The 21,484-nt window shown below is 68.6% G+C and carries 20 protein-coding genes and 2 pseudogenes; 2 read left to right on the forward strand and 20 right to left on the reverse strand.

Going from position 1 to position 21,484, the window contains the following annotated elements:
* Positions 1-61: 61 nt before the first annotated feature.
* The 14 genes and pseudogenes from WD271_07820 to WD271_07885 all read right to left on the reverse strand — a co-directional run bounded on the left by WD271_07820 (position 62) and on the right by WD271_07885 (position 10,465).
* Positions 62-1,102: pseudogene (locus tag WD271_07820) on the reverse strand (cation transporter).
* Positions 1,099-1,230: a hypothetical protein gene (locus tag WD271_07825; GenBank protein ID MEX1007741.1), complete on the reverse strand. Its 132-nt coding sequence runs from the start codon at positions 1,228-1,230 to the stop codon at positions 1,099-1,101. Before WD271_07825 ends, WD271_07820 begins: the two are co-directional and overlap by 4 nt.
* Positions 1,227-1,433, reverse strand: coding sequence for a heavy-metal-associated domain-containing protein (locus WD271_07830; protein ID MEX1007742.1), 207 nt, complete (start codon positions 1,431-1,433; stop codon positions 1,227-1,229). The genes WD271_07825 and WD271_07830 overlap by 4 nt, the downstream gene beginning before the upstream one ends.
* Before the next feature lie 11 nt (positions 1,434-1,444).
* A complete protein-coding gene (locus WD271_07835) occupies positions 1,445-1,726 on the reverse strand; it encodes a metal-sensitive transcriptional regulator (GenBank protein ID MEX1007743.1) in 282 nt (93 codons plus the stop codon).
* A gap of 44 nt (positions 1,727-1,770) precedes the next feature.
* Positions 1,771-2,169: a MaoC family dehydratase gene (locus WD271_07840; GenBank protein ID MEX1007744.1), complete on the reverse strand. Its 399-nt coding sequence runs from the start codon at positions 2,167-2,169 to the stop codon at positions 1,771-1,773.
* Positions 2,170-2,199: 30 nt separating this feature from the next.
* Positions 2,200-2,724 (reverse strand): annotated as a pseudogene (locus tag WD271_07845) (DUF1697 domain-containing protein).
* Positions 2,725-2,872: 148 nt separating this feature from the next.
* Entirely contained in the window at positions 2,873-3,637 is a 765-nt protein-coding gene (locus tag WD271_07850) for a hypothetical protein (protein ID MEX1007745.1), read from the reverse strand.
* Positions 3,634-5,043 (reverse strand): aldehyde dehydrogenase family protein, encoded by a 1,410-nt coding sequence (locus tag WD271_07855; GenBank protein MEX1007746.1) that lies wholly within the window; start codon positions 5,041-5,043, stop codon positions 3,634-3,636. Before WD271_07855 ends, WD271_07850 begins: the two co-directional genes overlap by 4 nt.
* 1 nt (position 5,044) lies before the next feature.
* On the reverse strand, positions 5,045-6,253 hold the full coding sequence (locus WD271_07860) for a DegT/DnrJ/EryC1/StrS family aminotransferase (GenBank protein ID MEX1007747.1): 1,209 nt from the start codon (positions 6,251-6,253) through the stop codon (positions 5,045-5,047).
* 10 nt (positions 6,254-6,263) lie between these two features.
* Positions 6,264-7,730, reverse strand: coding sequence for a class I adenylate-forming enzyme family protein (locus tag WD271_07865; protein MEX1007748.1), 1,467 nt, complete (start codon positions 7,728-7,730; stop codon positions 6,264-6,266).
* Between the two features lie 2 nt (positions 7,731-7,732).
* A complete protein-coding gene (locus WD271_07870; GenBank protein MEX1007749.1) occupies positions 7,733-8,560 on the reverse strand; it encodes a thiamine pyrophosphate-dependent enzyme in 828 nt (275 codons plus the stop codon).
* Positions 8,557-9,636, reverse strand: coding sequence for a hypothetical protein (locus tag WD271_07875; protein MEX1007750.1), 1,080 nt, complete (start codon positions 9,634-9,636; stop codon positions 8,557-8,559). The genes WD271_07870 and WD271_07875 overlap by 4 nt, the downstream gene beginning before the upstream one ends.
* Positions 9,637-9,638: 2 nt before the next feature.
* On the reverse strand, positions 9,639-9,905 hold the full coding sequence (locus WD271_07880; protein ID MEX1007751.1) for a 4Fe-4S dicluster domain-containing protein: 267 nt from the start codon (positions 9,903-9,905) through the stop codon (positions 9,639-9,641).
* A complete protein-coding gene (locus WD271_07885; protein ID MEX1007752.1) occupies positions 9,902-10,465 on the reverse strand; it encodes a 2-oxoacid:acceptor oxidoreductase family protein in 564 nt (187 codons plus the stop codon). The genes WD271_07880 and WD271_07885 overlap by 4 nt, the downstream gene beginning before the upstream one ends.
* 136 nt (positions 10,466-10,601) lie before the next feature.
* Here WD271_07885 and WD271_07890 point away from each other — a divergent pair, with 136 nt between their 5' ends.
* Positions 10,602-11,387, forward strand: a complete 786-nt coding sequence (locus tag WD271_07890; protein ID MEX1007753.1) for a VOC family protein — start codon at positions 10,602-10,604, stop codon at positions 11,385-11,387.
* A gap of 32 nt (positions 11,388-11,419) precedes the next feature.
* On the opposite strand, the gene WD271_07895 is transcribed toward WD271_07890, so the two are convergent.
* A complete protein-coding gene (locus WD271_07895; protein ID MEX1007754.1) occupies positions 11,420-11,746 on the reverse strand; it encodes an NIPSNAP family protein in 327 nt (108 codons plus the stop codon).
* A 119-nt stretch (positions 11,747-11,865) separates the two neighbouring features.
* Here WD271_07895 and WD271_07900 point away from each other — a divergent pair, with 119 nt between their 5' ends.
* A complete protein-coding gene (locus WD271_07900) occupies positions 11,866-13,377 on the forward strand; it encodes an AMP-binding protein (protein MEX1007755.1) in 1,512 nt (503 codons plus the stop codon).
* Here the strand turns inward: WD271_07900 and WD271_07905 are convergent.
* The 5 genes from WD271_07905 to WD271_07925 all read right to left on the reverse strand — a co-directional run bounded on the left by WD271_07905 (position 13,374) and on the right by WD271_07925 (position 21,351).
* Positions 13,374-14,483, reverse strand: coding sequence for a hypothetical protein (locus WD271_07905; GenBank protein MEX1007756.1), 1,110 nt, complete (start codon positions 14,481-14,483; stop codon positions 13,374-13,376). The two genes, WD271_07900 and WD271_07905, sit on opposite strands and share 4 nt — an antisense overlap.
* A 15-nt stretch (positions 14,484-14,498) precedes the next feature.
* Positions 14,499-15,791: an amidohydrolase family protein gene (locus tag WD271_07910; protein MEX1007757.1), complete on the reverse strand. Its 1,293-nt coding sequence runs from the start codon at positions 15,789-15,791 to the stop codon at positions 14,499-14,501.
* The gene (locus tag WD271_07915; protein ID MEX1007758.1) at positions 15,791-17,200 is read right to left on the reverse strand and encodes an amidohydrolase family protein; all 1,410 of its coding nucleotides are present in this window, start codon (positions 17,198-17,200) and stop codon (positions 15,791-15,793) included. The genes WD271_07910 and WD271_07915 overlap by 1 nt, the downstream gene beginning before the upstream one ends.
* A gap of 84 nt (positions 17,201-17,284) precedes the next feature.
* Entirely contained in the window at positions 17,285-19,291 is a 2,007-nt protein-coding gene (locus WD271_07920) for a hypothetical protein (GenBank protein ID MEX1007759.1), read from the reverse strand.
* Positions 19,288-21,351: a hypothetical protein gene (locus tag WD271_07925; protein ID MEX1007760.1), complete on the reverse strand. Its 2,064-nt coding sequence runs from the start codon at positions 21,349-21,351 to the stop codon at positions 19,288-19,290. Before WD271_07925 ends, WD271_07920 begins: the two co-directional genes overlap by 4 nt.
* Between the last annotated feature and the right edge of the window lie 133 nt (positions 21,352-21,484).

Below are 21,484 nucleotides of genomic sequence, written 5' to 3' on the forward strand. Positions count from 1 at the left end.
CTGCGATGACTACGGGCACGAACACCGCCGAGATCCGGTCGGCCAGGCGCTGGAGCGGTCATTTGCCCATCTGGGCGGCGGTGACCAGGCGCGCGATCTGCGCGAGCTGCTTATCGGAGCCCACTCGGGTGGTGCGCACCACGAGGCGGCCACCGGCGTTCACGGTCGCGCCGACGACCGCGTCCCCCGGGGCAACTTCGACGGGCACGCTCTCGCCGGTGAGCAACGACGCATCGATCGCCGAGCTCCCTTCCTCGACGACCCCGTCGGTGGCGATCTTCTCGCCCGGTCGGACCACGAAGCGGTCGCCGACGACGAGCTGCTCGATCGGTACCCGGACCTCTCGGCCGTCGCGGAGCACCGCGACGTCCTTCGCGCCGAGCTCCAGCAGGGCGCGCAACGCCGCGCCGGAACGCCGCTTGGCGCGGGCTTCGAAGAAACGTCCGGCGAGGATGAACACCGTCACCGCGGTTGCTACTTCGAGGTAGATCTCGTGCTGACCTCCGCCGCGACCCGGTGTGAGATCGAAGCTCATCGTCATGCCCACATCGCCGGCGTCACCGAAGAACAGTGCGTAGAGCGACCACGAGAACGCCGCCAGCGTCCCGATCGAGATCAGCGTGTCCATCGTCGCGGTCGCGTGCCGAAGGTTCACCCATGCTGCACGGTGAAACGGCCACGCGCCCCACACGACGACCGGGGCCGCCAACGTGAGTGAGAGCCACTGCCAGTTGCGGAACTGGAGGGCCGGGATCATCGCGAGCAGCACCACCGGGATCGTGAGCACCGTGCTGACGAGCAGTCGGTCGCGCAGCGACCGGGCGGCCCGGGCATCCTTGTCGTCGTCTGTCGAGGCCTGCTCGGCGATGTCGGGTCCGGGTACCGAAGCGCCGTAGCCGGCGGCCTCGACCTGTGCGATCAGCTCGTCCGGGGTGACATCCGAGGAGAGCGTCACGAGTGCCTTCTCGGTGGCGAAGTTCACCGACGCGCTGACGCCATCCATGCGATTGAGCCGCTTCTCGATTCGCGCCGCGCACGACGCGCACGTCATCCCGCCGATCTCGAGCTCGACGCGGCCACCTTCGACATTGGCTGTGGTCATCGCAGGTGCTCCGTGTGCCGAGGCGGCGCGTCATCGACCGGTCCGACCGCGGTTCCGATCCCCAGCCCCGCCGCGAACACCGCGACGAGGAGCAGCGCGAACAAGACCAGCCTGACGGCGACGTTCAACTCACGACCTCGTATCCCGCCTCGCCGACGGCGGCGCGCACGGCCGCGTCGTCCACCGGTTCCGCGCTGATGACCGTTACTTCGCCCGACGACAGGTCGACGTCGACCGCCGACACACCGGCAACGCGGCCGACCTCGTCGCTGACCGCGCGCACGCAATGGTCGCAGGTCATTCCGCTCACGTGATACATCGCGGTGGCCATCGCGTACTCCTTCAGGTCCTGAGCAGGCGCTCGACGGCTGCAGTTGCCTCGGTCAGCTTCTCGTCGGCGTCTCGCCCGCCACCGGCCACCGCATCGGCGACGCAGTGGCGGAGGTGATCGTCGAACATTCCGACCGCCACGCTCTGCAGCGCCTTGGTCGCGGCGGAGATCTGTGTGAGGACATCGATGCAGTAGCGGTCTTCCTCGACCATCTGCTGCAGCCCCCGCAACTGTCCCTCGATCCGGCGGAGCCGACGCAGCAGGTCGTCCTTCTTCATGCTGTATCCAGCCATCCGTACACTATACCCCCGCAGGGTATAGCGGGTCGCTCCGAAAGTCAGTCGAGCGACTCCTGGTACACGAGGGCAGTGCCGTCGAGCACGACCGTTCCGTCCTGGTTGGTGATCGTGGTGCGCAGCGTGCAGATCGGTTTGTCGTCGCGCAGTTCGAGTACCTCGGCGACGGCGGTGATCTCGTCACCCGGCTTGACCGGCGCGCGAAAGTTCCAGTCGACGTGCAAGAACACGCTCCCCGGACCCGGCAGGTCCTCGGCAACGAGCGCGTTCAGCAGTCCGGACGTCACGCCTCCCTGCACGATGATGCCGCCGAACCGGCTCCGCGTGGCCAGCTGCTCGTCGTAGTGCAACGGGTTTCGGTCGCCTGTGATCTCGGTGAACAGCTCGATGTCGCGCGCAGTCACCCTCCGGGTTCGCGTCGCGGTCTGCCCAACGTGCACGACGGAAGACTCCCACAGTCCGGCACGTGCTCACCGGCGCCTGACGCGCAGCGTGGAGGCGAGCTTGCGGAGCGACTTCGTGTTCCGCGTGGTCCAGGGACGCCCGAGGGCTTTGGTCAGCACCGAGCTCTTGACGCTCGAGTCGGTGACGCCGCCGCGGATCAGCCAGTGCAGCTCCGTGCCGTGGACCTCGAATCGGTCCTGGTCGTTGCTCAGCGCTTCGGTCGCCTTCTTCGCCGCGGCCGTCGGCGCCCGACGCAGGAACGCGACCAGGTGGGTCTCGCCGCCGGCAATCGGTCCGAACGGCTCGAGCGCGGCGACTTTGGCGACCGCGCCCGCCGTCCGCACGAACGTGGGGACGGGGTAGCCCAGCTGCTCGGCGAGATGGGCGTCGATCCTCAACTCCAGTGGAGCGGCCTTGCCGGCCGCCTCGAAGATCACGTTGCCGCTCGCGATGAACGTGCTCACCGCGGTGAACCCGAGCGCTTCGAACTCCGCGCGTAACGAGTCCATCGTCATTCGGTGCCCACCGACGTTGATCCCGCCCAGGAACGCGACATATCTGGTCTTCGGGAGGTCGGACGAGCGGTGACCTCGCTCGGGTCTGGCCGAGTGGACGACCTACTCGGGTTCCCGCGAGATCTGACCGATCAACGGGGTGTCGATCCGTGCGCGTGACTCGATGCACGGTGGCTCGTAGCGATCAGTTTCCGAGCTGGCGTTCGTCATCGTCAGCCTCCTGCTCGGTGTGGACTGTACCAGCGCGCGAGCGCAACCGCGAGCTGACGCCATGGGCCGCCTCCTCTCGTGCGGTCCGGTCGGTCCGGGCCATGCACGTGAGCGCGATCGTCACGTCGTCGTGGTTCTCGACCCAGTGGAACGTGAAGGCCGGTATCACCAGGCCCTGCCCGGCGTGGAGGACGCGCTGCTCGCACACGTCGGGGTGGACGTCGGCGCGAGGCTGCCCCGGTTCCATGCCGTGCCCGATCTGATGTCGAGCGACCTCGGGATCTGCGAACGTTCCCGTTCCCACGGTCTTTGTGCCGCAAATCTGCAGGAGCAGGTGGTGATCGCGGTCGAAGTGGACCGGAACGGTCATTCCCGGCGCGGCGACGAACGCCTTGAGGTCCTCGGCGAGGATTCGTTCCCCCCGTGCGCGCACCATGAGCTCGAACCGGCGGATGTCGACGCGGCGCAGGAGCGCCGCGTACTCGGGCAACCGCGCGAGCGCGCCGAGCCGGACCCAACACGCGGTCGTGGTGACGCTCCGAACGGCCTCGCCGGGTCGCCCCTTGAGCGGCCAGTACCGGCGGTCGGGAGCGATTCGATCGGCGACGACACCCCGTCGGGTCACGTTCTTCGCGGTCAAGCGGTCGGCCGCGTCCGCCAAGGCGTCGAGCGACAAGAGCGGCTCATCGCTCAGCGAGTGTTCGACGCGCGTCGTCGTGCCGGGGGCCAGCGCCGTCACGTGAACACCGCCTTCACCTCGAGGAATTCCTCGAGCCCGTACGTTCCGTTCTCGCGCCCGAGGCCCGACTGCTTGTACCCGCCGAACGGCGCGCCGCGGAAACCTCGGCCGCCGTTGACGCGCACCTGGCCTGCGCGGATCTTGCGCGCGACGCGCTGCGCGCGCTCCTCGCCACCGGACACCGCGCCGAAGAGCCCGTACACGGTGTCGTTCGCGATCTCGATCGCTTCTTCCTCGGTGTCGTACGGCAAGATCGACAGGACCGGCCCGAAGATTTCCTCCCGGGCGATGATCATGTCGCGGGTGACGCTCGAGAACACGGTGGGCTTCACGAAGTACCCGATCGTGAGACCGTCAGGTGGCTCCGCGCCACCGGTGACGAGCGTCGCGCCTTCGGCGATCCCCTGTTCGATGTAGCCGCGCACGCGACCGAGCTGTACCGACGAGATCAGTGGGCCGAGGTGCGTCTCGTCCGAGAACGGATCACCGACGGTGTACGACTCGGCGGTTTCGCGTGCGATCTGCTCGACTTCGGCCAGCCGTGACCGCGGCACGAGCATGCGTGTGAGCGCGTCGCACGTCTGGCCGGAGTTCTCGTACGCCGCGTCGACACCGTCGGCGACGGCGCTCGGGAAGTCGGCATCGTCGAGGATGACGAACGGTGACTTGCCGCCGAGCTCGAGCGCGACCTTCTTGATGGACTGCGCGGCGAGCTCGGCGACGCGCCGACCGGCGCGGGTCGAGCCGGTGAACGACACCATGTCGACATCGGGATGCGCGGCGAGTGCTTCTCCGACGACCGGTCCGAGACCGCTGACGAGGTTGAACACCCCGGCAGGGAAGCCGATCTCGTCGATGATCTCGGCGAGGATGAACGCGTTGACCGGCGCGACCTCGGACGGCTTGAGCACCACGGTGCAACCGGCTGCAAGCGCGTACGCGACCTTCGCGCCGATCTGGTTGAGCGGGTAGTTCCACGGCGTGATGCAACCGACCACGCCGACTGGCTCGCGCACGACGAGCCCGTTCCGGGTGTCCTCGAACGCGAACGTCGCGGCAAGTTCCGCAGCCGCCGAGAAGCCCGAGATGCCGCCTCCCACCTGGGCCGTCAGCGCTTGGTGCTTCGGCATCCCGACTTCGTGGGCGATGACCGTGGCGATCTCGTCGCGCCGTGCTTTCAACGTGTGGGCGACGCGTCGAAGGAGCTTGCCGCGCTCGGCCGCCGGCTGTTCCGACCACTCCGGGAATGCGGCCTTGGCCGCGGCCACAGCGCGGTCGATGTCAACGGGATCGCCGGCAGGGATCGTCGCGAACACTTCCTCGGTAGTCGAGTCGGTCACATCGAGCGTGCCATTCCCGTGTGGCGCGGCCCACGCACCGTCGATGTAGAGCTTCTCGTACTCCATGTCAGAACGCGTGCATGCAGTCCGACAGTGACTCCACCAGGTGGCCGATGTCGTCGCTGGTGAGCGCGTTGTGCGACGAGAGCGAGAGCCCGTGGTCCATCACCAGGTCGGCGTTGGGCAGGCCGCCGTCGGGGGCCCGGTGCGCGATGTGCGCGAACCCGGGCTGGCGCAGGATGTTGCCGGTCCACACCATGCGGGAGGGTACGTCGCGCTCGAGGAAGAACTCCTGCACCGCGGTTCGGTCGATGCCGTCGGCGAGCACGAACGGGTAGCGCATCCACGTGGTCTCGAGCTCCGGGATGGTGCGCGGCCGCACCACCTTGTCCTCGTGCTTGGCGAGCACTTCGTCGAGCAGCGCGAAGTTGTGCCGACGCCGGGCATTGAAGTCGTCGAGCTTGTCGAGTTGCACGAGGCCGTACGCGGCCATGATCTCGGACGGCTCGAAGTTGTAGCCCATGTCGTCGAACACGAAGACCATGTCGTAGGGGGTGCCGTCGTCGAGCTCGCCGAAGCGCGGGTTGGAGCCCTTGTTGGTGCCGAACAGGAACTTCTCGGAGCGCCGGCCCCAGCGGCGGCGCACGAGCGTCCGATCGAACCACTCGGGGTTGTCGACCGCGATCAATCCGCCGTTTCCCGCGGCGGTGATCGCGTGCCCGCGGGCGAAGCTCGTGACCGAGATGTCGGCGCGCAAGCCGGTCCGCGTCCCGCGCAGGTGGGTGTCGAGCACGTCGCAGCTGTCTTCCACGACGAGGAGGCCGTGGCGATCGGCGATGTCGCGGATCGCGTCCCAGTCGGGGCAGTTGCCCACCAGGTTCGGTGTGAGGATGGCCCTGGTGCGGGGACCGATCATCGCTTCGATCTTCGTGACGTCGATCTGGAAGGTGTCGGGTTCCACGTCGACGAAGGCCGGGATGATGCCGTTGCGCACAAGGGGCGCGATGTCGCTGGAGAAGGTGAGCGGAGAGGTGATCACCTCGTCGCCCGGCTCACAGCCGAGCAGGTCGACGGCGAGCCAGCAGGCCGACGTGCCGCTGTTCACCATCACCCCGTACTGGTGGGCGAGCAACTCGGCACCGCGTCGCTCGAACTCCTCGACGTTCGGGCCGAGTTGGAGCGTGCCGGACCGCAGGACCTCCACGACCGCCGCGATCTCGCGTTCGTCGTGGACCGGGCCGGCCTCGGTGATCTGGTGACGCCGGACATCGCTCATGCGGGCTCCTTCATCGCTCCCGGCCGATGAGTCTGTCACGCAACGCGGCGCGGCGAATCTGACCGGTCGCGGCGGTGTGCGGCAGTTCGCCGACCGCGACGATCACGCGCGGGTGCTTGTGACTGGCCAACCTCGATGCGAGGTGCGCGCGCAGCTCCTCGACGGTCGGAGCCATGGCACCGGGTCGCAGGACGATCGCCGCGTACACCAACTCGCCCCACCGGTCGTCCGGCAATCCGACAACACCCACTTCGGCGACGGCTGGGTGCGTGAGGATGGCGGCCTCTACTTCGACGGGCGCGATCCACTCGCCCCCCGACCGGATTCCTTCGGACGAGCGGCCGGTGATCGTGAGGTAGCCGTCGGCGTCTTGCGTCGCGAGGTCGCCGGTGTGGAACCAACCGTCGGCGTCGATCGCCACTGCGGTCGCGTCGGGTCGATCGAGGTAGCCGGAGAACATCGTGGGGCCGCGCAGCAGCAGCTCACTCTCGTCATCGATCTGGGCCTCGACGGCGGGAGGCGGTAACCCGACACTCGAGGGCTTCGCGTAGAGATCGGCATCGGCCAGCACCGCGCCCCTGCCTATTTCCGTCGAGCCGTAGGCCACCGACGTCCATGAGCCCGGGAAGCGCGCTTTCAGCGCGTCGACAAGACCGAGGTCGACACGCGAGGTACCGGTGAGCACCTCGCGCAGCGAGGACGCGTCGTAGCGCGCGCCGTCGTCGAGGATGCGCTGCCAAACGGCCGGGATGCCGTACAGCGTGCTCGCGCGCCGGCGCTCGACCGCCGCGAGCAGTTCGTGCGCGTCGGCGCGGTGCACGAGATGGACGGGCCGATCCACCGCCCACGCGTGCTCGAGGAAGTACCAGCCGGCCATGTGGAACAGGCCGAACATCACGACTTCTCCATTGCGCCCAGGTGAACCGTCTTCGGCCTCTCGAGCGACGGCGCGCAGCCAGCTCGCGCGATGTGAAAGCAATGCGGCCTTCGGCGCGCCGGTCGACCCGCTGGTCAGGAAGATCGCACATGCATCCTCCGTGTTGCCGACGCGCGGGAGCGGTGTGGTCGCGGCGCCCTGGAGCCAGTCGACGGTGGTGGTGACGACATCCAAGCCGAGCGGGCCCGCGATCGACCGCGCGAGGTCTTCGTAGGTCGGATGCGCGACAACGATGCGCGGTCGGAGGTACTCGATCGCGCTCGTCGCCTCGGTTTCGGTGAAACCGGGGTTGATCGGTGCGAGCGCGGCGCCGAGCTTCGTCACGCCGTAGCAGAGCTCGAGCGCGGCGAGATCGGTGGGTCCCCACCACACGACCCGGTCGAGGGGCGCGACGCCTTCGCCCGCCAGCCGGTGAGCGGCCCGGTTGGAGCCCGAGCTGAGCTCGGCCAACGTTCGTTGGTCGTCACCGAGTGTTGCGGCGAGCTGCGTGGGCGCGAGACGAGCCGCGCGGGTGAGGATGTCGTGGATCCGAACGTCCACGTTCAGAGCGAAACGCCCGCGAGCCGGGTATCCCGGCTCGCAGTCGAGCGACCCATGTTTTGGCGCGCGCGCAGCTCGCCCAGCGGGTAGGCGGTGGTCATCTGGTCGCGCTGGTACTCGGCGCCCTGGTCAGCAGGGACCGACCAGCCGGTGGGGCACATCGTGAGGATCTCGACCAGTGAGAAGCCCTCGCCGGCGAGCTGCGACTCGAAGGCTTGGCGCAGATAGCGGCGCGTGCGTGAGACGGCGTTCGGCCGGTCGACCGCGCCGCGCGCGACGTAGGCGACGCCCGGGAACTGCGCGACGATGTCGGCGATCGGGATCGGGTAGCCGTAGTCGGCCGGCGCGCGCCCGGATACATCGGTCTTCGTGCGTTGGCCCACGGTGGTGGTCGCGGTCATCTGACCACCGGTGTCGCCGAAGACGCCGTTGTCGAGCAGGAGGCAGGTGATCGACTCGCCCCGCGCCGCGATGTGCAGCACTTCGGCGAGTCCTTCCGACACCATGTCACCGTCGCCCTGGAGCGTGTAGATCGCGCGGTCCGGCAGCATGCGCTTCATCCCTGTGGCCACCGCGGGCGCGCGGCCATGCAAGCACTGGAGGAACTCGACGTCGGCGGTGGTGATGATCTGCGTGTAGCAACCGTGGCCGACGACGCCGATCGACCGGTCGACCAGATCGAGCTCCTCGAGCACTTCCACCAGCAACCGCCACGCGACGGGGTGGCCGCAGCCCGAGCACAGATGGTGCTCCGTGCTCTGGAGCAGCTCGGGCGCGAACGGGGCCACCTTGCGCGCGCCGGCGAGGTCGACGGGTGTGCCCTCGTTCATCGATCCGCTCCTTCGATCGCCGCGAGGATGCGGGCGCGGATCGCGTCCACACCGAGCAGCTCACCCTGGCGCATGCCCGACTCGTCTTGACTCACGCCACCAATTGAATGGACAGGCACCGCGCCGTTCACCGCGAGCCGCACGTCGTCGACCATCTGCCCGGCGTTCAACTCGTACACCAATACTTGATCGCCGTCGGCGGCGGCGGCCGCGAGAGCAGACGCCGGGAACGGCCAGAGTGTGATCGGACGAAACGTGCCGACCGCGTGGCCCTCGGCACGCAGCACGTCGACGACGTAGTCGACGAACGGACCGGTGGTACCGAACGACACGACGAGGTGGCGGGCACCGGCGAGATGACGGCTCGCATGCCGGGGTTCGACGCGCGCGATCTCGTCGTACTTCTCGGCCACGTCGCGCCAGTGCTGATCGGGACCCGGCCCCGGCGTGTTGTGCTTGCCGAGCCGCCACGTCCAGATCACCTTCGACTTTCCGGTGCCGCCCGAGCTGCCGTCGAGCGCCCACGGCTTGTCCGGTTGGGGAGCCGCGGGACGACCGGGATCGTGTTCGACCGTCATCTGGGTGAAGCCGATGAGGTGGTCGCCGTAGACGATGACCGGCGTGAGCCACTTGTCGGCGAGCTCGAACGCGAGCCGGGTGAGCTCGTCGGCCTCGGTGACGCTGGACGGCGCCAGCGCGATCGTGCGGTAGTCCCCCCAACCGCCGCCGCGCGTGCACTGGAAGTAGTCCTGCTGGCCGCGTCCCATGTTGAACACCACGAGCGGCAGCTCGTTCAGCGCCGCCTCGGCGATCGTTTCCTGCATGAGGGCGACACCCTGTCCGGTGGACCCGGTCGCGGCGCGCGCGCCCGTTGCGGCGGCACCGAGCGCCATGTTCACACCCTCGATCTCGGTGTCGGCCTGGATCATCACGCCACCGACGGGGTCGAGCGCGCGGGCGAACGCGTCGAGCAACCCGGTGAACGGCAGCATCGGGTAGCCGGTGAAGAACCGGCACCCCACGTCGACCGCGGCCTCGGCGATCGCGTCGTAACCCTCGCGGAGCACGAGTGCCACCGTCAGCTCACTCTTTGTTCGACGTGATCGGCTTCGAAGTGATCGAAGCGGTAGACCTCGAACACGTAGTCGGGACAGATGTCTGCACACGCGCGACAACCGGTGCAGCCGTCGAGGAGACGCGGCAGGACGTACCCCTTCGCGTTGCGCTCCTCGGTCATCTCGAGCACGCCCGGCATGCACACCGGGACGCACAGACCACATCCCTTGCAGCGATCGAGTGCCATCAGCACGGTTCCGCGCGGTGTGCGGTGCAGCGGAGCGGTCACGTCGACACTGCGGTCGTGACGAAGTTCGCGCCGGCGTCGAGCGCGGCGAGGTCTGCTTGCAAGGCGGCGACGCGATGCGCGGGCACGAGCTCGGACACCGCGCCGGCGAGGGCTTCGGGGCCCGCGGTGTTGGTGAGCGTGGCGAAGGCGCCGACCAGCACGAGTCCTGCGGCCACCGGCGCGCCGAGCTCGGTTGCCAGTTCACGGGCCGGGACGCGGACGACGCGCCCCGTCCCGTGACCCTCGGGCCAGGCCCAGGCATCGGTGACCACGAGCGGATCGTCGGTGAGGCGCGGCAGCGCGTCGCCGAGGAAGGCCGGGTGCAGCACGATCGCCGCATTGAGGCGGGGCACGATGGGCGGCAGCCCGACGATCGGCTCGTCACGCGTGACGACCGTCGCCTCGGTGCGACCGCCGCGCATCTCGCCGCCGAAATACGAGCTCAACATCACGTGGTGACCGTCGGCAGCGGCCGCCAGGGCGAGCACCTTCGCGCAGAGCTGGATCCCCTGGCCGCCGATCCCGGTGAGGATCACGTCGCGTCGCGCGTCGACTTCCACGAGCCGAGTCTCGGCGTCCTTCGCGCTTTGGTCAAGCGTCCCACCTCGATGACGTCGGGCCAGGTTGATACGGTACCGGGATTCTCGACTGTGTTTCCGAGTAGAGCTTTGCACCACGACAGAAACGGGGAATGACGTGGAATCCTGGCTGGGCCAGTACTGCATCAACATCACCGATCTCGAGAAGACGATCGCGTTCTACGAGGCGATCGGCCTCACGTGCACGAGCCGCACCGACATCCAGGTCGCGAAGGAAGCGATCCTCGAGGACGCGAACGGCAAGGGTGGCAAGATCCAGCTGGCGCAGCAGCTGAAGCAGGAGGGTCCCATCGACATGGGGACCGCGTTCTGGAAGCTCTACGTCAACACCAACGACATCGATCGTATGTACAAGGCGGCGATCGACTTCGGCTGCGGGTCGGTGACGGTGCCGGCGCGCGCCGAGCGGTGGCCGGTGACCGTCGGTTTCGTGAAGGATCCCGACGGCTACCTCGTCGAGTTCGTGCAGCGTCACCCGTGGCTCGACGGTGACGAGACCACACAGGCCTGGGTCGGGCAGTACTGCATCAACGTGACCGACATCGACGCGACGATCAAGTTCTACGAGACGCTGGGTCTCGAGTGCACGAGCCAGACCGACATCGCGGTCGCGAAGGAAGCGATCCTCGAGAACCCCGCCAAGGGCGGCAAGGTCCAGCTCGCGCAGCAACTGAAGCAGGAGGGGCTCATCGACATGGGGACCGCGATGTGGAAGTTGTACGTCCACACCGACAACTGCGAGGGTCTGTACAAGGCGGCGACCGCCGCGGGTTACCGGTCCGTCACGGAGCCGATGAAGCTCGAGCGTTGGAACACCACGATCGCGTTCGTCGCCGACCCCGACAACTATCAGGTGGAGCTGGTCCAGCGGCACCCGGACTGACCGGGTGCGCGAGCACCACCGGTTGTCGTGGACTACCGGAGGGGTGAGAAGTCGGTGGGCGCGAGCATCCGGTTCTCGAGGTGGTGGACGATCGGGCCGTCCTTCTCGGACTCCGCGTACACCTCGAGCCACTCGGGGTCCTGCCGGAACGCGGCCCACGCCGTCTGCCGGGCTGCGAGGTTTTCGTAGCCGAGGATGTACCAGAGCTCGTCGTTGCGGCCACCGATCGCGGTCGTCCAGTAGCCGACGTTCGTCATGCCGTGCTTCTCGAACAGGCGGCACGTGTGGTCACGGAACCGGGCCTGGAGCGCGCCCATGCGCCCGGGATGCGCTCGGTAGATGCGGAGCTCGTAGATCACGTCGTTCCTCCAGAGAGCCGGAAGCGCGCGCACTCTACGGGCTTCGGAAACTGCGGCTGACGGTGTGGGTGAATGCGGCGTACTGTCCGGCTCGACGGCGGCGTACCGGGAGAGGACCCATGACGACGGTCATCGCGCCATTGCGGAGAGCCATTCAGGTAGGCGGTGATCGTACCGCCGTCGTCTGCGGCGACGAGCAGTTCACCTACCTCGAGACCTGGTACCGGTGCCGGCGGCTGGTCGGCGCGCTCCGCGGGCTGGGTCTCGACGCCGGCGACCGTGTCGCGATCGTCGGACCCAACTGCCACCGGTACCTCGAGCTCTACCAGGCCGTGCCCGGAGGGGGCATGGTCGTCGTCCCGCTGAACGCGCGCCACACACAAGCCGAGTTGCGGTACGCGCTCGATGACTCCGGTACGAGGGTGCTCTTCACGTCGGTACACGCCGACTCGCTCCGGGAAACGGTCGAGCACGTCTTCGATCTCGACACGGGGTACGAGGAGCTCATCGCGTCCGCGGAACCCGCGGACCTGCCCGACGATATCGCCGAGAGCGCGCTGGCCGGGCTCTTCTACACCGGCGGCACGACCGGCGCGTCGAAGGGGGTGATGCTCACGCATCGCAACCTCGTGGCCAACGCGATGCACTTCGGGATGTGCTGGCCCTTCACGGCCGACACGCGATGGCTGATCATCGCTCCGCTGTTCCACGCGGCCGGATCGATCGCGGTGCTCAACACGGTGTGGAACGCCGGTCAGCATGTGGTGCTGCCGGCGTTCGATCCGGCGCGGGCGCTCGATCTCATCGCCGAACACGGCATCACCGCCACGCTCGTGGTACCCACCATGTTGGCGGCGATGACCGAGGAACAGCTCACGAATCCGCGCGACGTGTCGTCGTTGCACTACCTGTCGCACGGCGGATCTCCGATCGCCACCGAGACCCTCCGCCGCGCGCACCAGGCGTTTCCCGCCGCGCAGCTCCTGCATGTGTACGGCGCGACCGAGCTCGCTCCGCTTGCGACCACCCTCCTGAACGAGGAGCTGCTGCTCGACACGCCGCAGGCTCGGTCGTGTGGTCAGCCGACGGTCGGTGTCGAGGTCACGGTCGTCGACGAAGGCGGCGCGCGCGTACCGGTTGGGGAGGTCGGCGAGGTCGCGGTGCGCGGGCCGAACGTGATGTCAGGCTACTGGAACAAGCCGACCGAGACCGCGGCCGCGCTCGTCGACGGCTGGTACCGCACCGGAGATCTCGGCTACCAGGATCGCGAGGGCTATCTGTTCCTCGTCGACCGCGCCAAGGACATGATCGTCAGCGGCGGTGAGAACGTGTACAGCACCGAGGTGGAAGAGGCGCTCTACCGTCATCCGGCGGTTGGGGAAGCGGCGGTGTTCGGCATTCCCGACGCGCGCTGGGGCGAAGCCGTGCATGCCGTGGTCGTCCCCCGTGCCGAGGTCAATGCCGACGAGCTCATCGCGCACTGTCGTGAGCTCATTGCCGGCTACAAGGTGCCCAAGGCCATCGACGTGCGCACCGAGCCATTGCCGAAGTCGGGCGCCGGCAAGGTGCTCAAGCGCGAGCTCCGAGCTCCCTACTGGGAGGGCGCGGAGGTCCAAGTGGGCGCAACCTAGTGACGCGTCGCGGGCGCGCGCAGTATGCGCAGCAACGCGACTCGCCAGGTCGTTTCGAACGTTGCGGGTTCGGCCGCCAACCGAGAGCGGACGTTGGCAAAAACGGCATCGGCGATCTCGGCTCGCGCTTCCGGCCCGCGGTTGAGGGTCTCGATGAGGCTCGGCTCGGTGAACGCGCGGAGGAACGCGCTCACGGAGTCGGCAAACGCGCCGGCATCGCCGGATGATCGGCCGGATGATAGATAGGCCGGCAAGTACTGGTCCGGCAGCCGGGCGAGGGACTGCTCGACGAGCGTGAGCCCCGCCGTTGTCGCGCCACCGCCGGACTCGAACGGCGCGGCGAACTCCGCAATCGTGCGGTTCCAGGTGGGTACGGTCATCTGCCGGTACTCGTCCTCCGTCAGCGTTCCTGTCGAGACGGCGTCCCGGAGCGAGTCGTTCAGCGCGGTCATCAGTGATTCGGCGCCACTCGCACCATCGTCGGTTGCCGCACCACCCACCACCACCAGTTGGGCACCCGGTCGCAGTTCGGCCGCGCGGGCGGTGAGGAAGGCGTCCCAGTCGTCGGCAGACTGACGCACGAGGGCGGCGCGCGCGTCGCCGCTCGCGAACGAGCAATAGACGTGATCGGGGATCGGTACGGGAACGTGCGACAACCAGTGCACAGCGATCGCCGACCACCCGAACGTGAGAGTTTCAGGCGGGAAGATCCGCTCGTAGAACGACCGACCCGCCGCGAACGCGAACACATCGGGCGCGTGCAGGTACGTGTTGGGGCTCTGCTCGATCGTCTCGAAGAGGGTCGTGAAGTCGTTGGTGGGGATGTCGGTGTGGACGACGACGATCGGTTGGGTCACCCCGCCGGCGCGCAACCCGTTGATCGCCGTGGCCATCGGTGCGAGCTCGTTGCGCCCGCCGGCCGCCCCGAAGTCGGCGATGACGATCGGTCCGGCGCCCGGATCGATCTGCGCGATCTCGCCGACCGCGCGTTCGAGGAGCGGCATGCCGTAGCTCCCCGCCGAATGTTGCGCGAGCGAGTGCTGGTCGTAGACGCCGTGCCCTGCCATCTCACCCATGGCCATCTCGCCCGTGGCGTCGGCGGGCATGTCGTTGACGCGGGATCAGGCGGTCGCGGGTACCTGGAGGCGGAACAGGTCTGCCGCGTTGCCACCGAGCAAGCGGTCGATGGTGGCGCCGTCGACGCCCTCGCCTTCGAGCATGGTGCGTGCCTCGTCGGGCCCGGCCGCGTCGTGATTCGGGTACCTCGAGCCCCACGCGGCCTTGTCGGCCAGGCGGTCGGGCATGATCGCCACCGACTCTTCCCAGCTGTCGAACGACACCACGAGCGGGTGGCGGTCCCACACCTCCTCGGGCTCCAGGCACACGAAATTGGCCGCGTACTGCGGAGAGAGCCAGAGGTACGTCTCCGACTTCTCCAGCGCGAGCGGCACCCAGCTGGTGCCGGCGTGCAGGATCGCCAGGCGCAAGGAAGGAAGGTCTTCCAGCAGACCGTGGAAGAACGCCGACGTGACGAACAGGTCGGCGTCCTGCATGTGCGCGATCGGCTCGGCAATGGTGTGCGAAACCCCGAGGCGCTGCGAGACCCGCTCCGCAAACGCACCGCTCGAGATCGAGTCGGGCCCGGTGATGCCGAGCGACGGGTGCACGCACGCCACCATGTCGAGCTCGTCGATATGGCTCCACAACGCTCGGAACGGACTCGTTTCGACGAAGTGGCGGTCGGCCCACTCGCCACCGCCCATGCCCTGCCGGAGCCCTTCGGCCATCGCGCGCGCGATCTGCTCCTGCAGCGAGTGACCCTCGATCACGTTGGTGGCGAAGTACGCGGGGCGGATCACGACCGACGAAAAGCCCTTCTCGGCGACGCGGTCGAGCTCGCGCCGAGCGAGCAACGACGAGTGCAACGGCAGGATCGCCACGGGATGCACCCGACCATTGGTCTGGGCTGCGAAGTCCCAGAGCCAGTCGTTGTAGCCCTGCGCGAGCGCGGCGGCCGCTTGCGGGTTCTCCACCAGCGGGAGGTATTCGTTGAACAGCGTGGGGAACACCACGGTCTGGTCCACGCCCATCGCGTCCATGTCGGCGAGCCGCGACTGTGGGTCGAACGCGCCGGGGTTGATCGCGAAGTACTCGTCGGGATCGAGCGCGCCGATCTCGTCGATGGTCATGCCCGGCCGCCAGATCGCCTGACGCACGAGCCGCGAGCGATTGAGCTCGCGGCCCGGCGCGCCGTTCACGATCGTGAGCCGGTTCCCTTCGTCGTCGACCTCGTGATAGAAGGCCGACCGCGCCATGCTGCGGAACTCCTCGGCGATGTAGCGGTCCCAGATCTCCGGGGGCTCGTACACATGACTGTCGACGTCGATGACCGGAGTCGCGCCGGCCGGTGCCATCAGTAGGTGCCCTTTCCTGCCGCGACCTCCGTCTCGCCGCTGAGCAGGCTCATCGGGTCGAGGCCGAGCTCCGCCATCTTCTGGGCGTTCTCGCGGGGATGGGCGACGATATGCGCCCACTCTTCGAGCTCGGGACCCTGCGGGAACCAGTCGGGACGATCGATCGGTGCCGCTTCGTCGGTAACGAAGAGCTTGCCCTCGATGCCGTAGAACTGGCGGGCGTTGCCGCCGAGCAAGTCGGCCTGCACCTCCTCGGGAACCCCGCACTCGGCCATGTTGCGCATCGCGCTCCACGAGTCGGCCCCGTCGTGGTGGTAGGCGTCGGACGCCCAGATGCCGATCTTGGCGAAGTGCGTCCACTGCCTGAACACGCCGACCTCGTCAGACTCGAACGAGATCACACACTGCTGGTGGAACGCTTCCGACGGCAGACGGTCGGTCGCGGTGCCGCGCTCGCGCGCGTACAGCTTGAACAGGCGGTCGCACGTCTTCAGGGTGTACGGCAGCCACTCCGCGTTGGACTCGAACACTGCCATCTTCAGCTTCGGATAGCGGTCGAGCAGCCCGCTGAGGAGCACCTGCGAGAGCCACACCTGCATCTCGTGCACGAACGAGAACGTCTGCGAGTCGATGCCGGCGCGGTTGAAGAGCTCGCCGGGTGACGCAAGGTAGTCGGGTCCGAGGGGGTGCGGGTAGTTCGGCGCGGGGAACGTGTGCATGCCCAACACCATGCCGGTCTCTTCGAACGCTTTGAACACCGCGTCGTACGCGCCGTTCGCCATCATCGACGGCGCCGCCGCGTTCGGGTACTTGGCCTGTGCGTCGATCGGACGGATGAGACCCACGGGCAGCCCGAGCCCGGCGGCGCGGTGGATCTCGTTCACGGTGTACTGCGGATCCTGCGCGGGCAGGAATGCAGCGCCGAAGAGCCGGCTGCGCTCTTCGCTGCACCAGTCGACGACGAAGTTGTTGTAGGCCTTGCAGAACGCGTCGACACCCTCTGCGTTCGTCGCGAACGGAACGTGCATGATCACCATGGTGGGGATCACGAGCACCTGGTCGATCCCCATGAGGTCCATCTCGATGAGACGCGCGCGCCCGCTGATCGCGCCGTCGTGATGGAGGTACGCCTTCTGCTCAGGCGTGAGCGCCATCGTGTTGAGCTTGCGCATGATCTTCTTGTTCATCTGCGGGCCCGCGATGCAGATCGGGTTGTACCCGGGGAAGTGGGCGTTCCCGCCACCCATGACCGGCGTGTCGCCGTTCAGCCACGCTTCGGCGTCGCCGCGCCAGTAGGTGTTGCGCACGAGCTCCTTCTGCGATTCGGGGACGTAGTCCCAGATCTGCTCCGGATCGTTGATGTGCGCGTCGCAGTCGAAGACCGGGTAGGACTTGGTCAGACGGTCCATCTCGCCCCCTGGGGTTGTCGGGCTCGTGTCGCGCAATCGTACTCAGCCCAACATTGTCCCTGCACGAGTCGTGGCGGATTCGGGTCAGGCAAGGTCGCCGGGGGTGGAGTCGCCGGGGGTGGAGTCGCCGGGGGTGGAGTCGCCGGGGGTGGAGTCGCCGGCGGTGGAGTTCCCGGGGTCGGGGGCGAGCCCGGCGGTGTCGCCCTCGGTGGCGAGGTCGGGCGAGGCTGCCCCGGGGTCAATGGCCGCGAGCACGTCGGCGGCGGCGAACGAGTCAGGCGTACCGGCCGAGGTGTCGTCCGCGAACGTGGCCGAGGCGTCGGTGGAGAGAGAGCCCGCGGCGTCGGCGGGGCTCGCGTCGACGCTCGCGAGCTGCGCGTCGGCCTGTGGCGCGCCGGTTGCCGGCGTGTCGATGTCGCCGACGAGATCGGGTGCGGTGCCGGGATCGCCGCTCACGACATCGCTCCCGACATCGCTGGGGGCTGGACCGTCAGCCGCGGCGACGGTCACCGCCTGGTCGCCGGGGGACGCGAACGCGCCGCTCAAGACGGGATCGCCGAGCGCGTCGGTCGTGGCGGTGGCTGCCACCGTGGCCGTGTCGGAACCCGGTGCGGACGACGACAAGTCGTCGCCGAAGATCGGCGGCGGAAGGGTCACGGGGGTGGTGCCCGCGCCGGTGTCGGATGGCGTCGACGGATCGGTGCCTGGTGGCTGGGTGCCCGCCGGCTGGGTGGCGGCCGGGTCGGGGGTGATCGGGTCGACCGAGATGCCGCGGGCGGTGCCGACAGCCGCGGTGCCGAGTTGTCGCTCGCGATCGGCGTTCTCCTCGATCCGGCGGGCCTCGTCCTCGTTGCCCCGCGCTCGCGAGTGGCCCGCCTCCATCTTGAGACGGTTGGCCTCGTCCAGATGGTCGGCGGCCTCGGTCATCGCCTTGGCCCGGTTCTCCATGGCGTCGGCCGTCGCCTCCGACGCGTCAGCGCGCGCCTTGACGTCGGTGAGCTGCGTGTCGAGCTGCTGCACCTTGGCGCCCGCGTCAGCGGCTTGCTTCTCGAGCCCGGTGGCAGCCTCGCTCGCTCCGCCCGCGCGATCGCGAAGCGCCACCTCTTCGGCGAGCTTGGCGCGCGCGAGCTCATGCTGCTCGGCGGCTTCGGCGGGTTTACCTGCTGCCTCCAGCTGGAGGGCCTGCGCGTTCGCCGCGTCTGCGGCGGCGTGCGCGGCGTCGGCCTGCCTGTACTCGTCGTTGACCTGCTGGTGCGCGGCCGCGGCCTGCTGCTGCGCGGATCCCTGTTCGCGCGCCGCGGTGTCACGTTGCTGGCCGACGTCGGCTGCCTGCTTCTCGAATTCCCGATTCGCGGTCTCGCGCATGCCCGCGGCGCGACCGCTGAGGTCCTTCGCCTCGTCCTGCATCGCGGCCGGAGCCGTCGGGTCCATGGGGTCCCGTGCGTCGGCCGGAAACGCGATCGGCGGCGTGTTGCTCACGGGCTGCACGCTGTAATCGAATTCCGTCGTGCCGTTCTTGCCCCCGACAATCATGAGCCCGCTGCCGGCGCGGGCGGCTTCCCCGAGCTTGCCCGAGCTGATCTGGTTGTCGAGCTCGTTCATGATCCGGTCGACATCGTCGACGAACTGGCGGCGCTGGGCGCCCTCCGGGTAGTCGACCTGGACTGTGCCGTCGGGTCGGATCCCGACGTTGCCGCCGCCGATCAACGCCTCGCGGACGAACGCCCGATCGTCGGGACTCAGCTCGTGGTGCGGGTCCGATCGATACTGGAACGTGTTGTCGCTGCTGTTCGCGGTGATGGTGCCGTCGGGTGAGACCTTCACCAGGAAGCCCATCTGCAGCATGTCCTTCATCTCCGCGAGCTTCGTCTCGACGAAACGCTGGTCTGCGATGTCGATGGCGGTGCCGGTGGTGTTGTGGTCGATGAAGACATGCCCGTCCGACGACAGCCTGACGGGATGGCCGGCCCGCAACTCCTTGTACATCGTCGCGAGGTCGTCGTGGTCGAGCAGCGCCGAGCTGGGTGCGACGTCGGGCGCGGGCCGACCGTCAGGGAGCGTGCGCCGTGGGGTGGTCGCTTGATCGTTCACGGGTCCATTCCCCCATCGTCGGTCGTAGTGGAACTGGTTCCCACGTCTGGTGGTGCTGACGACCCGAAGTCGGTCTCCGAGATGGTGCCGGTGGGCTCGGTGAGGTCGGGCTGCTGCGTGTCGGATTGCGCGGTGTCCAGGAAGTCGCTGCCGCTCGGCGTGGCGTCGTCGGACGCCGAGGTGCCGGAGTCGGCGAACGTGGTTCCACTGTCGCCGGCCACGGCTTGTGCGCCGGTCCCCACCACGTCGGTTGGCGTCTCGCTCGCGCCGTCAGCCGACGCGGTGCCGTCGGCGGACGGGCTGTCGTCGGTACCGGCGCTGTCGGTCGGGGTACCGGTGGGCGGGGAAGCTCCGGTCACGTCGTCGCTGGCGGTGAGGTCCGTCGACGTCCCCGCCGGCGCAGTCGACGGCACCTCGACCTCCACCGTGGTGCCGTCCGGTTTCGTCACCGTGTACTGGAAGGGCTGACCGGTGTCGAGTTGATCCTCGACTCGTCTGGCCATCTCGTCCTGCGTCGTGGCGTCGGCGCGGAGCTTCGTGGCCTGATTCGCCAGTTCGGTCTGTCGTCCGCCCAACGTCGCGGCGTCGTTCCGAAGCGTCTCCGCCTCCTTGGTGAGCTCGGCCGCGCGCGCGCTGTCGGTTCGCGCAGTTTGGGAGATCCGCTCCGCGTCGGCGGCGAGCCGGTCTGCTCGCGTGCTCGCGTTGATCAACTCGTTCGTCGCGGTGTGCGCGCGCGCCTGCATGGTGTCCGCCGCCTCGGTACGGCCGGCCGCGCGGAGACGGTCGGCTTCGGCGGTCATGCGGTCCGTATCGGCAGCGAGTCGGGTTACCTGCTCGCGAGCGGTGTCGGCTTGAGCTTGCGCGCTGGTGACGCGCGGTGCCGCCTGGTCGGCGCGCTGGGTGAGGTCGGCGGCCTCTTCGTCGCGGCGCTGCGCGAGATCGCCGCGCATCTGTATGCCGCGTGCGGCGTCGGCCGCCGCCTCGTCGAGGTCGGCGGCCTGCTGCTCCAACCTGCCCGCTTCTTCGCGACGTCCCTGCGCGTGCGCCGCCGCCGTTTCCCGCGGCGGGACGCGCACGTCGATCGTGCCCAGGTCGGTGCGTTGGGCCTCGTCGGGATGGTCCGCTGCGTACTGCTGCCAGATCGTCTCGTAGTCGGGGAGCGCGTCGCTGAGATTCTTCGCTTCCGCCTCCAGCGCGCGCGCCTGATCGAGGGTCGTGCCCGACTGCTGATCGAGCTGCGCGCCGCGCGTCTTGAGCTCCTCGGTTCGCGTGGTCTCTGCGACCAGAGTGGTGCGTGCGAGCTCTAGCTGGGGGCGGAGGTCGCCGTCCTCGGCTTTGATTCTCGTGAGCTGCTCCTGCAGGCCCGACTGCGCCTGCAGCGCCTTGTCGACGTCAGCCTGGGCTGTGCTGAGCTCCTGACGGAGGGTCGCGATCTTCGTGGGGTCGGTCTCGACCGCGACCACCGGAGGCGGCGTTCCGGACGGATCGCGCAGTTCGTCGCTCGGGACCCGTTCGCCCAGCGCGCGCTTGAGCATGTTGGCGTGGTCCAAGGCGTTGTTGAGGTCGGGCGCGAGACGGTCGAGATCGTGCTCGACCTCTTGTGAACGCGCGCTGAGCGCGTTGGCGCGGTCTTCCAGCTCCTTGTAGTCCTGCGTCCTTTCGGCGAGGAGCTGGCTCGCGAGGTTGGCGTCGGCGTCGACGCGCTGTTCCTGCTCGCTGATCTGCTGCGCGTGCTGCCGCAGGGTCTGCGCCCGGTGCTGGTTGGACGCGATCTCGTCTCGGACGGTCTCGGGTCGCGGCGGAGCGCCGCGCCCGGCCCATTCCGCCGGCATCTGGATCTCGGTCGACGCGGGATCGGGGATCGTCGCGGCCGTTGGGGCGGGGAAGCTCACGCCGGTCGGGGCGGGCGTGCCGCCCGCTGGCTCGGCGACCGTCGTGGTCTCCGGTGCCGGAGCCGGCGCCGCGGGATCCGTCGAGGTGGGCGCCTCGGTCGTGGTGCCCGACTGCGCGCCGTCGTCGAAGACGTCGGTGAGCGTCTCCTCTTGGGTGTCTCCAGCCATGTCCCCCCTCCTTCTCCCGATTGCGGACGAAGCTACGACGTCATCGAGCACCCTGTCGCCGGGAGGATTCCCGGTTCGGCACCCGGGCTCGAAGCTCTGCCCGAGCCGAGCCCCCGACGCGCCGAACATAAGG

The organism is Acidimicrobiia bacterium (assembly GCA_040880805.1).
Taxonomy (GTDB): domain Bacteria; phylum Actinomycetota; class Acidimicrobiia; order IMCC26256; family DASPTH01; genus DASPTH01.

Excerpts from the sequence above, each read along its gene's own strand:
- WD271_07830 (MEX1007742.1), bottom strand. The coding sequence starts at position 1,433 with ATGGCCACCGCGATGTATCACGTGAGCGGAATGACCTGCGACCATTGC.
- WD271_07835 (MEX1007743.1), bottom strand. The coding sequence starts at position 1,726 with ATGGCTGGATACAGCATGAAGAAGGACGACCTGCTGCGTCGGCTCCGC.
- WD271_07855 (MEX1007746.1), bottom strand. The coding sequence starts at position 5,043 with ATGGAGTACGAGAAGCTCTACATCGACGGTGCGTGGGCCGCGCCACAC.
- WD271_07860 (MEX1007747.1), bottom strand. The coding sequence starts at position 6,253 with ATGAGCGATGTCCGGCGTCACCAGATCACCGAGGCCGGCCCGGTCCAC.
- WD271_07870 (MEX1007749.1), bottom strand. The coding sequence starts at position 8,560 with ATGAACGAGGGCACACCCGTCGACCTCGCCGGCGCGCGCAAGGTGGCC.
- WD271_07900 (MEX1007755.1), top strand. The coding sequence starts at position 11,866 with ATGACGACGGTCATCGCGCCATTGCGGAGAGCCATTCAGGTAGGCGGT.
- WD271_07905 (MEX1007756.1), bottom strand. The coding sequence starts at position 14,483 with ATGCCCGCCGACGCCACGGGCGAGATGGCCATGGGTGAGATGGCAGGG.
- WD271_07910 (MEX1007757.1), bottom strand. The coding sequence starts at position 15,791 with ATGGCACCGGCCGGCGCGACTCCGGTCATCGACGTCGACAGTCATGTG.
- WD271_07915 (MEX1007758.1), bottom strand. The coding sequence starts at position 17,200 with ATGGACCGTCTGACCAAGTCCTACCCGGTCTTCGACTGCGACGCGCAC.
- WD271_07925 (MEX1007760.1), bottom strand. The coding sequence starts at position 21,351 with ATGGCTGGAGACACCCAAGAGGAGACGCTCACCGACGTCTTCGACGAC.